Source organism: Gibbsiella quercinecans (genome assembly GCF_002291425.1).
Lineage (GTDB): Bacteria > Pseudomonadota > Gammaproteobacteria > Enterobacterales > Enterobacteriaceae > Gibbsiella > Gibbsiella quercinecans.
On the sequence record NZ_CP014136.1, the window covers coordinates 3,297,197 to 3,309,957 of the forward strand.

The 12,761-nt window shown below is 59.8% G+C and carries 11 protein-coding genes; 4 read left to right on the forward strand and 7 right to left on the reverse strand.

The features are described from left to right. Positions 1-94: 94 nt before the first annotated feature. On the reverse strand, positions 95-544 hold the full coding sequence (locus tag ACN28Q_RS15320; RefSeq protein ID WP_095847132.1) for a hypothetical protein: 450 nt from the start codon (positions 542-544) through the stop codon (positions 95-97). 304 nt (positions 545-848) lie between these two features. Here ACN28Q_RS15320 and ACN28Q_RS15325 point away from each other — a divergent pair, with 304 nt between their 5' ends. Further along, complete coding sequence (locus ACN28Q_RS15325; RefSeq protein WP_095847133.1) at positions 849-1,406, forward strand: YgjV family protein; 558 nt, start codon at positions 849-851, stop codon at positions 1,404-1,406. A 4-nt stretch (positions 1,407-1,410) separates the two neighbouring features. Here the strand turns inward: ACN28Q_RS15325 and ACN28Q_RS15330 are convergent, their stop codons facing one another. From ACN28Q_RS15330 to ACN28Q_RS15345, 4 genes are all read right to left on the reverse strand, one after another. After that, positions 1,411-2,376 (reverse strand): TerC family protein, encoded by a 966-nt coding sequence (locus ACN28Q_RS15330; RefSeq protein WP_095847134.1) that lies wholly within the window; start codon positions 2,374-2,376, stop codon positions 1,411-1,413. Between the two features lie 243 nt (positions 2,377-2,619). Then, a complete protein-coding gene (locus ACN28Q_RS15335; RefSeq protein WP_095847135.1) occupies positions 2,620-3,345 on the reverse strand; it encodes a glutamine amidotransferase in 726 nt (241 codons plus the stop codon). Continuing rightward, positions 3,342-4,328, reverse strand: a complete 987-nt coding sequence (locus ACN28Q_RS15340) for a Gfo/Idh/MocA family protein (protein ID WP_095847136.1) — start codon at positions 4,326-4,328, stop codon at positions 3,342-3,344. The genes ACN28Q_RS15335 and ACN28Q_RS15340 overlap by 4 nt, the downstream gene beginning before the upstream one ends. An 82-nt stretch (positions 4,329-4,410) precedes the next feature. Next, a complete protein-coding gene (locus tag ACN28Q_RS15345) occupies positions 4,411-4,917 on the reverse strand; it encodes a M48 metallopeptidase family protein (protein ID WP_095849044.1) in 507 nt (168 codons plus the stop codon). A gap of 193 nt (positions 4,918-5,110) precedes the next feature. Here ACN28Q_RS15345 and rlmG point away from each other — a divergent pair, with 193 nt between their 5' ends. After that, positions 5,111-6,253, forward strand: coding sequence for a 23S rRNA (guanine(1835)-N(2))-methyltransferase RlmG (gene rlmG, locus ACN28Q_RS15350; RefSeq protein WP_095847137.1), 1,143 nt, complete (start codon positions 5,111-5,113; stop codon positions 6,251-6,253). 1 nt (position 6,254) lies between these two features. Here the strand turns inward: rlmG and ACN28Q_RS15355 are convergent, their stop codons facing one another. Both ACN28Q_RS15355 and pdxR read right to left on the reverse strand, forming a co-directional pair. Then, complete coding sequence (locus tag ACN28Q_RS15355; protein WP_095847138.1) at positions 6,255-8,276, reverse strand: NADPH-dependent 2,4-dienoyl-CoA reductase; 2,022 nt, start codon at positions 8,274-8,276, stop codon at positions 6,255-6,257. Between the two features lie 162 nt (positions 8,277-8,438). After that, the gene (pdxR, locus tag ACN28Q_RS15360; protein WP_095847139.1) at positions 8,439-9,905 is read right to left on the reverse strand and encodes a MocR-like pyridoxine biosynthesis transcription factor PdxR; all 1,467 of its coding nucleotides are present in this window, start codon (positions 9,903-9,905) and stop codon (positions 8,439-8,441) included. A 121-nt stretch (positions 9,906-10,026) separates the two neighbouring features. Between pdxR and ACN28Q_RS15365 the strand changes: the two genes are divergently transcribed. Together ACN28Q_RS15365 and ACN28Q_RS15370 are read left to right on the forward strand one after the other, a co-directional pair. Beyond that, the gene (locus ACN28Q_RS15365; protein ID WP_095847140.1) at positions 10,027-11,292 is read left to right on the forward strand and encodes a 4-aminobutyrate--2-oxoglutarate transaminase; all 1,266 of its coding nucleotides are present in this window, start codon (positions 10,027-10,029) and stop codon (positions 11,290-11,292) included. Positions 11,293-11,304: 12 nt separating this feature from the next. Next, positions 11,305-12,759 (forward strand): NAD-dependent succinate-semialdehyde dehydrogenase, encoded by a 1,455-nt coding sequence (locus ACN28Q_RS15370; protein WP_095847141.1) that lies wholly within the window; start codon positions 11,305-11,307, stop codon positions 12,757-12,759. The last annotated feature ends 2 nt before the right edge of the window (positions 12,760-12,761 follow it).

Sequence of the window (12,761 nt, forward strand, 5' to 3'; positions counted from 1 at the left end):
AGAACGCGAATGGTCGCAGGCCAAGCGGGTTTTCCAAATTGCTGAGAATGAAGCGTCGGTGTTGCTTTCTAATGGTTCTGTTAGTGCGACACCGTCATGAGTGATACGTCAGCATTCCCCGGTACAGCGTATTACTTTCTTTCCAACCGCCGAGCCTGTTGTTCTGATTGCCGATATGCAGCGTCCAATCGGCCAGGGCCAACCGGCTGGGCGCCGGGGCGATCTGGCGCGGCGCGGCGCCGCACAGGCCCAACTCTGCCGTCAGGCAATAGGCCGGCGTTCGGAACCCGGAAGCGGACAGAGAACTGGGGTAGGAGTGAACCCGTGGTAATAGCAGCGGCAGTTTGCCGGGCGCCTTACGGCGCAAATCCGTATGCGGCGATCGGTAGGCCGGATCGAACGGGGAAAGCCCTGCCTCGTTGGCCGCCAGTAAAATACCCAATGCGGCAGGCGCCTGTTTGGTTTGCGTGGTGCATAGCGTTTTGCCGGAAGCCGAACCGGCCCAGCAAAAAACAGCTATTAGCATGGCAAACAACAAACGCATCTATCCGTGTTCCGCCCTAAAGCTAAAAAGGGTAAAAAAAGTGGCCTAACTGTATCAAAATTGCTTGTTTTGCAACAGGGAAATATCAGCGGCCGCCGCAGGAATATTACACGGCAACCGGCGATCCTGGCAGGGATTAAGCCGTTTTTACATTACCTGACATTGGCCGTGGTTTCTTGACCGTTTTTTTTTGCACTGGCTGATTTTTATGCGCTGGATCACATTGTAAAGCCCTGTGAGCAGGAGTAGCATAAAACGTCCATTCTGTTTCATTTTATTTCCATTTTCCATTCCAGGGTCGTTCATGGCGTTCTATTGGTTTGCGCAGTCTATTGGCGTGCTGGCCTTTCTGGTGGGCATCACCAGTTTCTTCAATCGTGATGATCGGCGCTTTAAGCTGCAGCTTTCCGCCTATAGCCTGGTTATTGGCATCCATTACTTCCTGATGGGCGCCAGCGCCGCCGGCAGCAGCGCGGTGCTTAGCGCTTGCCGCAACCTGGTCGCCATCCGCACCTGCAGCCTGTGGGTGATGTGGATTTTCCTGGCGTTAACGCTGGTGATGGGGCTGTCGCGTTTTCACCACTGGATCGAATTGTTGCCGATTTTCGGCACCTCGATCAGTACCTGGGCGCTCTTTCGTACCCGTGGGCTGACGACGCGTTGCGTGATGTGGTGTTCTACCGCCTGTTGGGTGACCCATAATATCTGGCTGGGTTCCATCGGTGGTTCATTGATTGAGGGCAGTTTCCTGGTGATGAACGCATTTAATATTTTGCGTTTTCGCCGCCTGTTGCGCCGCGGTATCGATCCGTTCGCGATAGAAAAACAGGCGCCGAAGCGGCGCCTGGTGTCTGAAAACTAAGCGTTTATTTTTTCAGGCGGGCATTATGCTGGTTCACCCAGGCATTCAGCAGCAGCGTGATCGCCAGGATACCGCCGACCACGCCCAGTGAAATGGCGATGGGGATATGGAAGAAATCCATAATCAGCATCTTGACGCCGATAAACACCAGGATCACCGACAAGCCGTATTTCAGCATCGAGAAACGTTCCGCAACGCTGGCCAGCAGGAAGTACATGGCGCGCAGCCCCATAATGGCGAACAGGTTGGAGGTCAGGACGATGAACGGATCGGTGGTGATGGCAAAAATCGCCGGGATACTGTCGACGGCGAAGATAACGTCGCTCAATTCCACCAGGATCAAGACCAAAACCAGCGGCGTGGCGAACAGTATGCCGTTGCGGCGCACGAAGAAACGCTCGCCTTCCAGATTGTCGGTCATGCGCAAGTGCCCACGCAGCCACTTCACTAACGGTTTATCGCCGATAGCCGCATCGTCTTCCTTCGCCAGCGCCATTTTGATACCGGTGAACAGCAGGAATGCGCCGAACAGGTACAGCAGCCAGTCGAACTGGGTAACCAGCCAACTGCCGGCGAAGATCATGATAGTACGCAGCACAATCGCGCCCAACACGCCGAAGATCAGCACGCGGCGTTGCAGGTTGGCCGGCACGGCGAAGTAGCTGAACAGCATCAGCCAGACAAAAACGTTATCCACCGCCAGGGCTTTTTCAATCAAATAGCCGGTGAGGAAGGCGAGCGCCTGGGTATCGGCCACCGCCCGCCCGGCGGTTTCATTCAGGTAGTACCAGAAGCCGAGGTTAAACAGCAGCGCCAGGCTAACCCACACCAGCGACCAACAGGCGGCCTGTTTGAGCGTCATGGTCTGCGCGCCGCGGCGGCCCTGCAACAGTAAATCAATGGCGAGCATCACAACGATAATGGCGGCAAAGCTGCCCCACAACCACGGCGTGCCTACGGTATTCATCATCAGTGTATCCTTAAAAAACAAAAACGGCCGGCGTCGGAAGACGCGGGCCGCTATGTGACGCTGCAAGCAAACCTCGCCTTCCGGCAAGGTCTCACTTACAACATTGATGAAGGTAGATACCTTGAACACCAGGTTGCCCGGTAACCGGGTGCCTAAGCACCGTAATGACGATTAACCGGCAATGAAGTTACTCCCCTTTGCTTAACAGAAAGTAATGCAAAATATGTCAGCGGTCAACTTTTGCTAACATTTAAGCTGCGCACCCAACCCGGCGACAAACCCCTGCAGCAACTGCTGGCTGAAGGGGGTATCGCCGGCCTGGTGCAGCTTGTGCTGATATGCCGCCTGGCGTTGCGGATGGCTTTCCGCCAGCAGGTTGAGGTAGCTCTGCATGGTGGCGCCGTCGAATTCGGGGTGGAATTGGGTGGTTAACGCATAAGGCCCGTAACGCAGGATCTGATAAGGATCCTGCGCCGAGTGTGCCAGCACCTCTGCGCTGCCTGGCGGCTCCAACACGCTTTGCGAATGAATCAGGTTGGCTTTAAAACGCGTCGGCAGGCCCGCCAGGCGCGGATCGTGGGCGGCGGCTGGCAGCAACGTGACGTCCAGCGTGCCGACCTCCATTCCTTGCGGGTGATAGTCCACTTTGCCGCCCAGCGCATGAGCCAGCAGCTGGTGGCCGTAGCACACGCCGAAAATCGGCAGGGAAATGCGCATCGCCTGGCGCAGCCATTCGGCCGCTTGTTCACTCCACGGCAAGCGTTCAGTGACCATGGCCTCCGAGCCGGTGATGATCACGCCGCAGTATGCTTCGGGCGGCAGCGGTTGTTCGCCGGCGGGCAGAAAAACCGTTTGCAGGCGCTCGGCGGCGATATTGCCTTGTTGTACAAACATCTGCGTGAAGTTGGCGCGTTCACGCTGAATGGCTTCCGGCGCATCGCCGGTTTGCATCAGTAACAGTGGCTTCATGCTATTTCCTTGTCGGCAGGGAATGCGACGCCGGTCTGGCGGCGGATCTCCGTCAGCAGCGTGGCAACTATCCGTGAATGTGCAAGCCAGGCGTGCTCTACCTGGCGTTGTTCCACCAGGCTGGCGAAGACTTCTGCTTCGTACAGCATGGTATTGATATGCTGCGGCTGGGTCAGATCCTGTTTATTCCCGCCGCGCGGCGCCAGCACCACCCCTTGGCACTCGGCGATTTTATCAATAATCAGGTTGCCTGCTTCACCCTGGATTTCGCTTGGGATCGCCGAATCGCTGACTTTGGAATGGCTGATGATCACATCGAAATCGCCGTAGTTGAGGCAGGCGGTGCCATGTGCGTCTACCCCGCTGCCGAGCAATGTCGCATTGGCGATCACGGACTGCGGGGCGCCAAATAGCGCGACGGCGCTGGCGACGCAATAATAGCCGATGTCCATGATTGAACCATTGGAAAACTGCGGGTTGAAGGTGTTGGGGTTTTCACCGGCCAGGTAGCGCGGGTAACGTGAGGAATACTGGCAGTAATTGATAAAGGCTTTGCGCAGTTGCCCCACCTTCGGCAACGCCTGTTGCAGTGCCAGAAAATTGGGCAAGTGGGCACTTTTGAACGCCTCGAACAGCACCACCTGGTTTTCCCGCGCGCAGGCCTGGAGTTGTTCCACCTCGTTCAGATTGGAGGCCAGTGGTTTCTCGCAGATGACGTGTTTTTTGTGGCGCAGAAACAACAGGGACTGGCTGCAGTGCAGGGCGTTAGGGCTGGCGATATACACGGCGTCGATCGTGTCAGACTGTGCCAGAGCCGCCAGCGAATCGAAACAAGCGGCGCCGGGGTAATTGGCGCCGAACGCCTGCGCCTGGTCCAGCCGGCGTGAATAGATGGCCGTCAGTTTCATTTTGCCGCACTCATGGGCGGCGTCGATAAAGCGTTCCGTGATCCAATTGGTGCCGACAACGGCAAAGCGAATCATAGATAACTCCGGTTCCCAAGCCATGAAGATAGCAGATTATCATGCGATGGCCGCCAGGCGAACCGTGATGAGAACGTGGTTGTTATATATAGAGTTCGCCGAACAGCGACAGGTGCGTCAGGTACAGGCGGGTGTCGAATTCCAACTGGTGATAGCTGGGCTCCATGTGGCAGCACAGGCTGTAAAACGCCTTGTTGTGCTCTTTCTCTTTCAAGTGCGCCAGCTCATGCACCACGATCATCCGCAGAAAGTCTTCCGGCGCGTTTTTGAACACCGTCGCCACGCGGATTTCCGCTTTGGCTTTCAGTTTGCCCCCCTGCACGCGTGAAATGGCAGTATGCAGGCCCAGCGCATGTTTCATCACCTGGATCTTGCCGTCATAGGCGACTTTGCTCAACGGCTGGGCGTTGCGCAGATACTGGTTTTTCAGCTCGACGGTGAACTGGTAGAGCGATTTATCGGTCGTGCAGGCGTGGACGTCCGGGTAACGCTGCAGCAGCACTTCCCCCAGCCGTTGCTGGTAAATCAATTGGCGCACCTGGCTTTGCAGGTGTTCCGGGTAGCCTTGCAGGTAAGCGAGTTCGGGCATGCGTATCGGCTCTTGGCGGGCAATCAGGCGGATTATTGTAGGCGGTTTTCTCACGCAAGTCCCGCCCTGGGCGGCAGATTGCATGCCGGCGTGGGCCAACAGGCGTAAAGATGCGCGGGAATTGACGAAAAACATTTACTGCCGGGCGTTTTTAGGGGATAAACAGCCCAAATTTTATCAGTCAGGAGGGGCAATGAGCCAACTCGATCTGGGAACACGGCAACTTGAGCTGGAGCGTTATCCCCAACAGGAAGAAGCAACCCAGTTGCAGGCATGGGAAGCGGCGGATGAATACCTGCTGCAACAGGTTGATAGCCACGGCGCCGGCGATCGGCCCGTGCTGATTTTTAACGATGCCTTCGGCACGCTGGCCTGCGCCTTGCACGAACACCAGCCTTACAGCATCAGCGATTCCTACATGAGCCAACTGGCCACGCAGCACAATCTGCAGCTTAACGGCCTGGATCCGCAGCGGGTTACGCTGCTCAGCAGCCTGGCGGCGCTGCCGGCCGCCCCGGCGCTGGTGATCATCAAGATCCCCAAAGCCCTGGCGCTGCTGGAGCAGCAACTGCGAGCGTTGCGCAATGTGGTGGCGGCCGATACCGTGATCGTCGCCGGCGCCAAAGCGCGCGATGTCCATACCTCTACCCTGCAGCTGTTTGAGCGCGTGCTCGGGCCAACGCGCACCAGCCTGGCGTGGAAAAAGGCGCGGCTGATTCACTGCGACGTGGCGGATATCGTGCCGCCGGCCGCAGCGCAAACCACCGACTGGCTGCTGGACGGCACCGATATGCTGATCCACAACCATGCCAACGTGTTTTCGCGCGGCGGGCTGGATATTGGCGCTCGCCTGTTTATGGAACACCTGCCGAGCGATCTGGACGGCGAGATTATCGATCTGGGCTGCGGCAACGGCATTATCGGCCTGACGGCGCTGGTGCAAAACCCACAGGCGCAGGTGACCTTTGTTGATGAATCCTATATGGCAGTGGCGTCGAGCGAGTTGAACGTGGCCCACAACCTGCCGCAGGATTTGGCGCGCTGCCAGTTCAATGTGAACAATGGCCTGGCCGGGGTTGACGGCGGCAGCGCACAGGCGGTGTTGTGCAACCCGCCGTTCCATCAGCAACATGCCATTACCGATCACACCGCCTGGCAAATGTTCCTGGATGCCAAGCGCTGCCTGAAGGTGGGCGGTGAACTGCGCATCGTCGGCAATCGCCATCTGGACTACTACCAGAAGCTTAAACGCCTGTTCGGCAACTGCACCACGGTGGCCTCCAACCAGAAATTCCTGGTGCTGAAATCGGTGAAAACCGGCGCACGGCGTTACTAAGCTATAGGGCCAACGCCAGCCGGGTGCCTTGTTCGATGGCGCGGCGCGCATCAAGCTCGGCGGCAACGTCTGCGCCGCCGATCAGATGCACGGTTTTCCCCATCGCCAGCAAGGGCTGCTGCAACTCGCGGCGTGGCTCTTGCCCGGCGCAGATCACCACGCTATCCACCGGCAGGCAGCTTGCCTGGCCGGCGTGGATAATGTGCAGGCCGCGATCGTCAATCTGCTGATAGCTGACGCCGCTCAGCATGGTTACGCCGTGCTTTGCCAGGCTGGCGCGGTGGATCCAGCCGGTGGTTTTGCCCAGCCCTTCGCCCACCTTGCTGGCTTTGCGTTGCAATAGCCAAATCTCACGCGCCGGCGGCATGTTTAGCGGCCCGTCGGCCGCCAGCCCGCCACGGTGGCGGTACTGTTCATCAATGCCCCATTCACGGTTAAACGCCGCACGGGACTGGCTGGCGGCCGTATCCTGCTGGCTCAGGTATTCCGCGGTATCAAAGCCAATGCCGCCGGCGCCGATAATCGCCACACGCCGGCCGGCCGGCTGTTTGTCGCGCAGCACATCCAGGTAGCTCAGCACTTTGGGGTGGTGGATGCCGGGGATCGCCGGGGTGCGCGGCACGATGCCGCACGCCAGGATCACTTCGTCAAACGCCGCCAGATCTTGTGCCTGCACCTGCCGGCCCAATTGCAGCGTAACGCCCAACAGCGCCAACTGGCGGCGGAAATAGCGCAGCGTTTCATTAAATTCTTCCTTACCGGGGATTTGCCTGGCGATGGTGAACTGGCCGCCGATCTCGCCGGCGGCGTCAAACAGCGTAATCCGGTGCCCACGCCGCGCCGCAGCGGTGGCGAATGCCAGCCCGGCCGGGCCGGCGCCCACCACGGCCAGCCGTTTCGGCGCTGCCGCAGGGTGAAGCGGCAGCTCGGTTTCCCGGCCGGCGCGCGGGTTGACCAGGCAAGAGGCGGGCTGGCCGGCGAACACCTGATCCAGGCAGGCCTGGTTGCAGCCGATGCAGGTGTTGATCTCATCGGCCCGGCCTTCGGCGGCCTTGCGGACGAATTCGGCATCGGCCAGGAATGGCCGCGCCATTGAGACCATATCGGCGCAGCCTTGCGCCAGCACCTGCTCCGCCACCGCCGGCAGGTTGATACGGTTGGTGGCGATCAGCGGAATGCGAACTTTGCCCATCAGCCGCTGTGTAACCCAGCTAAAGCCCGCGCGCGGCACACGCGTGGCGATGGTGGGAATACGTGCTTCATGCCAGCCGATGCCGGTATTGATCAGCGTCGCGCCCGCCTGTTCCACCCTCTGCGCCAGCAGTTCGATTTCGTGCCAATTGGCGCCGTTCTCCACCAGATCGAGCATAGATAGCCGATAGATCAGGATAAATTCCCGGCCGACGGTCTGGCGCACGGCGTGGACGATCTCAATGGCAAAACGCATGCGCTTTTCGATGTCGCCGCCCCAGGCATCATCACGCTGATTGGTGCGCGCCACCAGGAACTGATTGATCAGATATCCCTCCGACCCCATCACTTCCACCCCGTCGTAGCCCGCCAGTTGGGCCAAGGCGGCGCAGTTGGCGAAGTCTGCGATGGTCTGCCTGATTTCGCGTTCGCTCATGGCGCTCGGCATAAACGGGCTGATTGGCGCCTGCAATGCGGAGGGGGCGACGGGATGCGGTTGGGCGCTGTAGCGGCCGGCGTGCAGGATTTGCAGCGCGATTTTGCCCCCGGCCTGGTGCACCGCGTCGGTGATAACCCGGTGGTGCGCCACCTGCTCTGGCTGGCACAGGGTGGCGGCGCCGCGGTAGACCACGCCCTGCTCATTGGGGGCGATGCCGCCGGTGACGATCAGCGCGACGCCGGCCGCCGCGCGTTCGGCATAAAATGCCGCCATGCGCTGCGGCCCGTCAGGCAACGTTTCCAGGCCGATATGCATCGATCCCATCAGCACCCGGTTTTTCAGGGTGGTAAAGCCAAGATCCAGCGGTGCCAGCAGGTGGGGATATGCGCTCATGGTTGCCTCCAGCGGGTGAAAAAAGTGCGCTTGTTGTTGTTATATACGGCCATGGCTAAGTGGTCGGATGAGATAAATCTAGCCGTTGTGGGCGGGGTTAGGCGCGGCGCTTGCGCTGAATGTGATGGGGGTCATGAATCTGTGGCGCCGTTGATGAGCGATCTAGGCGCGGATACATTCCAGCAGGATGGCGAACGCTGCCGCCATTTGCTGCTCCGGCACGCAGGCGAAGCCCATCAGCAGGCCGCGGCGGCGGTTCGGCAGCATGTAATAACGGGAGAGCGGGCGCACCAGCACGCCGCGCGCGCCGGCGGCGCTGGCGATGGCGACGTCGTCGGCTTCGTCCGGCAGGTTGAGCACCAGGTGCAGCCCGGCGTTGCTGTTGAACGCATTCAACGCGTGCGGGCCCAAGTGCTGTTCGATCAGGCCGGTGAGGAATGCGCGCCGCCTGGCGTACAGCAGGCGCATACGGCGGATGTGCGCCGTGTAATGGCCCTCGTCGATAAACTGCGCCAGCGCTGCCTGAATCAGCAGGTGCCCGCCGCGGTACAGCTCGGCGTGGGCGGTTTTCAATTCGTGCATCAGTGGTTTGGGCAACACCACGTAGCCCAGCCGCAGCGCGGGATAGATCGTTTTGCTGAAGGTACCGATGTAAATCACCGGCGCATCCGCCTCTAGCCCTTGCAGGGCAGGGATGGGCTGGCCGGAGAAGCGGAATTCGCTGTCGTAATCGTCCTCAATGATCCAACTGCTGCTGTTGCGTGCCAGCGCCAGCAGCCGTTGGCGGCGTGCCAGGTTCATCACCGAGCCGAGCGGGTATTGGTGCGATGGGGTAACGAATATCAGCCGCGGCGCCGTAGTCGGCTGTTCGGGGGGCACCATGCCGGCTTCATCCACCGGCAGCGGGCAAAGATTGACCGCGTTCATGCGCAGGATATTGCGGATCCCCCAGTAGCCCGGTTCTTCTATCCAGGCGCTGTCGCCGGGGTTGCACAGCATGCGCGTGACCAAATCGATCGCCTGATGGATGCCTTCGGTGATCAGAATCTGTTCGGGCTGGCAACGCACCGAGCGCGCGACCCGCAGGTAATCCACCAGCGCCTGCTGCAGTTCCGGGCTGCCGCCCTGATTGCTGTAGGTGAGGCGTTGCGGTGTGGGGCGGCGGCTGATGCGGGCCTGGATCTTGCTGAATAATTGATGCGGGAACACGTTGACGTCGGGCACGCCGGGGATAAAGGCGCCCCACTGTTTGGCGCTGGCGCTGGCGTGTTCCAACAGATTGGCGCCGCGCGTGGAAAATTCGGCCGGGCGTTCGGCGCCGTTTTCGCCCAGCGGCATGCTGATGGCGGACAGATAGCTGTCCGGCACGGTTTCGGCCACGAACGTCCCGCTACCCTGGCGTGAAAACACATAGCCTTCGGCCAGCAGTTGTTCATAGACGGTCAAGACCGTGTTGCGGGACAGGCGCAACTGCTGCGCCAGATCGCGCGTGGGCGGCAGGCGGCTGGATGGCGGCAGGCTGCCATCCAAAATAGAGGTGCGGATCGCATTATATAACCGCTTGTGCAGCTTATCATCGGTCTGTTCGCCCAGACGCTGCAACAACAGGTCACCACACAGAGAGCGCAATTGGATCCCTAAATTATTCGTAACTGGCACTCGATTATAGGGCCACATCCCGTGTAAATAAAGGGTATTGGGCCTCGCATGTGGGCAAATCGTACAGATGGCAGTAAGCGGAGAGAACACCATGAAAAATGCAGAGTTGGATCAACGTCGTCAGGATGCTACCCCGCGCGGGGTGGGGGTTATGTGCGGTTTTTACGCCGAGCGTGCGGAAAACGCCACCCTGTGGGATGTGGAAGGGCGAGAGGTGATTGACTTTGCCGCCGGGATTGCGGTGCTCAATACCGGCCACCGCCACCCAAAAGTTATCGCTGCCGTTGAAAAACAACTGCGGGCATTTACCCATACCGCTTACCAGATCGTCCCTTATGAAAGCTATGTGGCGCTGGCCGAGCGTATCAACCAAGTGGCGCCGATTGCAGGGCCGTGTAAAACCACCTTTTTCACCACCGGTGCAGAAGCCGTTGAAAACGCGGTTAAAATCGCCCGTTCTTATACCGGCCGCCCTGGCATCATCACCTTTGGCGGCGGCTTCCATGGCCGTACCTACATGACCATGGCGCTGACCGGCAAAGTGGCGCCGTACAAGCTGGGCTTCGGTCCGTTCCCTGGTTCCGTCTTCCACGCCCAGTACCCGAACGCGCTGTATGGCGTCAGCACTGAAGATGCGATGCATAGCCTGGAGCGTATCTTTAAAGCGGATATCGATCCTAAACAGGTGGCGGCCATTGTGCTGGAACCGGTTCAGGGTGAGGGCGGCTTTAACGTTGCCCCGGCTGAATTTATGCAGGCGCTGCGCGAACTGTGCGACACGCATGGCATCCTGCTGGTGACGGATGAAGTGCAGAGCGGCTTTGCCCGTACCGGCAAGCTGTTTGCCATGGATTATTACAGCGTTAAGCCGGATCTGATCACTATGGCGAAAAGCCTGGCGGGCGGTATTCCGCTCTCTGCGCTTGCCGGCCGCGCCGAAGTGATGGATGCGCCGGGGCCTGGCGGGCTAGGCGGCACCTATGCCGGTAACCCATTGGCGGTGGCCGCTGCGCACGCCGTATTGGATGTGATTGAAGAAGAACAACTGTGCCAGCGGGCGCAGCGCCTGGGGCAACACCTGGTGGAATTCCTGCAGCAGGCGCGCAGCACCTGCCCGGCGATTGTTGATATTCGCGCTTTAGGTTCGATGGTGGCGGTTGAATTTAACGATCCGCAAACCGGCAAGCCTTCCGCCGCCTATACTCACAAGGTGCAACAAAAGGCGTTGGAAGAGGGCTTGCTGCTGTTGACCTGCGGCGTGAACGGCAACGTGATCCGCTTCCTGTACCCGCTGACTATTCCTGACGACCAGTTCAACAAGGCTCTGGGCATTCTGGGCCGCGCGCTGACCAACTGAGGAGCGATGTGCATGAAACTGAACAATGCCGACTTGCTGCGTAGCCAGTGCCTGATTAACGGCGAATGGCGCGATGCGCTGAGCGGCAAACGTGAAGCGGTAATCAATCCGGCAACCGGGGCCACGCTGACTACGGTGCCGCTGGTGAGCAGTGAAGAGACGCAACAGGCCATTGATGCGGCGCAGCAGGCGCAAAACGGCTGGAAGCAGCTGACCGCCAAAGCGCGTTCCGCGCTGCTGCAACGCTGGGCAGACAACATTATGGCTGCGCAGGAGGATCTGGCGCAGCTGATGACCGCCGAGCAGGGTAAATCGCTGGCGGAATCCCGTGGCGAGGTGGCCTATGCCGCTTCGTTTATCACCTGGTTTGCCGAAGAGGCGAAACGGGTGGACGGCGCCGTATTGCAGGCGCCGCAGGCTAACCAGCGCCTGGTGGTGCTGAAACAGCCGATCGGCGTTTGTGCGGCCATTACGCCGTGGAACTTCCCGGCGGCGATGATTACCCGCAAAGCGGCGCCGGCGCTGGCCGCCGGCTGCACGATGATCGTGAAACCGGCGGAGCAAACGCCGTTGACCGCGCTGGCGCTGGGAAAACTGGCGCAGGATGCCGGCATCCAGGACGGCGTGCTGCAAATCGTTACCGGCGAAGCCGCGCAAGTGGGCAAGGTGTTGTGCGACAGCCCGGTGGTGCGCAAGCTGAGCTTTACCGGTTCCACCGAGGTGGGGCGTATTCTGATGGCGCAATGCGCGCCAACGATTAAAAAGCTGTCGCTGGAACTGGGCGGCAATGCGCCGGTGATCGTGTTCGACGATGCCGATCTGGATACGGCAGTGGCGGGCATCATGGCCTCCAAATTCCGCAACAGCGGCCAAACCTGCGTGTGCGCCAACCGGATCTATGTACAGGACGGTATCTACGATCGTCTGGTGGAAAAGCTGGTGCCGGCGGTTGAAAAGCTCAAAGTGGGCGATGGCACGGCGGAAGGCACCACTCAAGGGCCACTTATTGATGAGGCGGCGGTCGATAAGGTTCAAAGCCACATTGCTGATGCGTTGGAAAATGGGGCGAAGATCGCCACCGGCGGCCAACTGCACGCGCTGGGCCGCACCTTCTTCCAGCCGACGGTGGTCACCGACGTGACGCAGCAGATGCGTTTCGCCAAAGAAGAGACCTTCGGCCCGGTTGCACCGCTGTTCCGCTTCCAGGACGAAGCCGAAGCCGTTGCCTTGGCGAACGACACCGAGTTTGGCCTGGCGGCTTATGTGTTCACCCAGAATGCGGCGCGCCAATGGCGGGTGCCGGAAGCGCTGGAATACGGCATGGTGGGCGTGAATACCGGCTTGATTTCTAACGAAGTAGCGCCGTTCGGCGGCGTGAAGCAGTCTGGGCTGGGGCGTGAAGGTTCGCGCTACGGCATCGAAGAGTATGTCGAGATGAAATACCTGTGTATCGACGTGGGTAAATAATC

Excerpts from the sequence above, each read along its gene's own strand:
- rlmG (WP_095847137.1), top strand. The coding sequence starts at position 5,111 with ATGAGCCAACTCGATCTGGGAACACGGCAACTTGAGCTGGAGCGTTAT.
- ACN28Q_RS15355 (WP_095847138.1), bottom strand. The coding sequence starts at position 8,276 with ATGAGCGCATATCCCCACCTGCTGGCACCGCTGGATCTTGGCTTTACC.
- ACN28Q_RS15345 (WP_095849044.1), bottom strand. The coding sequence starts at position 4,917 with ATGCCCGAACTCGCTTACCTGCAAGGCTACCCGGAACACCTGCAAAGC.
- ACN28Q_RS15325 (WP_095847133.1), top strand. The coding sequence starts at position 849 with ATGGCGTTCTATTGGTTTGCGCAGTCTATTGGCGTGCTGGCCTTTCTG.
- ACN28Q_RS15370 (WP_095847141.1), top strand. The coding sequence starts at position 11,305 with ATGAAACTGAACAATGCCGACTTGCTGCGTAGCCAGTGCCTGATTAAC.
- ACN28Q_RS15320 (WP_095847132.1), bottom strand. The coding sequence starts at position 544 with ATGCGTTTGTTGTTTGCCATGCTAATAGCTGTTTTTTGCTGGGCCGGT.
- ACN28Q_RS15365 (WP_095847140.1), top strand. The coding sequence starts at position 10,027 with ATGAAAAATGCAGAGTTGGATCAACGTCGTCAGGATGCTACCCCGCGC.
- ACN28Q_RS15335 (WP_095847135.1), bottom strand. The coding sequence starts at position 3,345 with ATGAAGCCACTGTTACTGATGCAAACCGGCGATGCGCCGGAAGCCATT.
- ACN28Q_RS15340 (WP_095847136.1), bottom strand. The coding sequence starts at position 4,328 with ATGATTCGCTTTGCCGTTGTCGGCACCAATTGGATCACGGAACGCTTT.
- ACN28Q_RS15330 (WP_095847134.1), bottom strand. The coding sequence starts at position 2,376 with ATGATGAATACCGTAGGCACGCCGTGGTTGTGGGGCAGCTTTGCCGCC.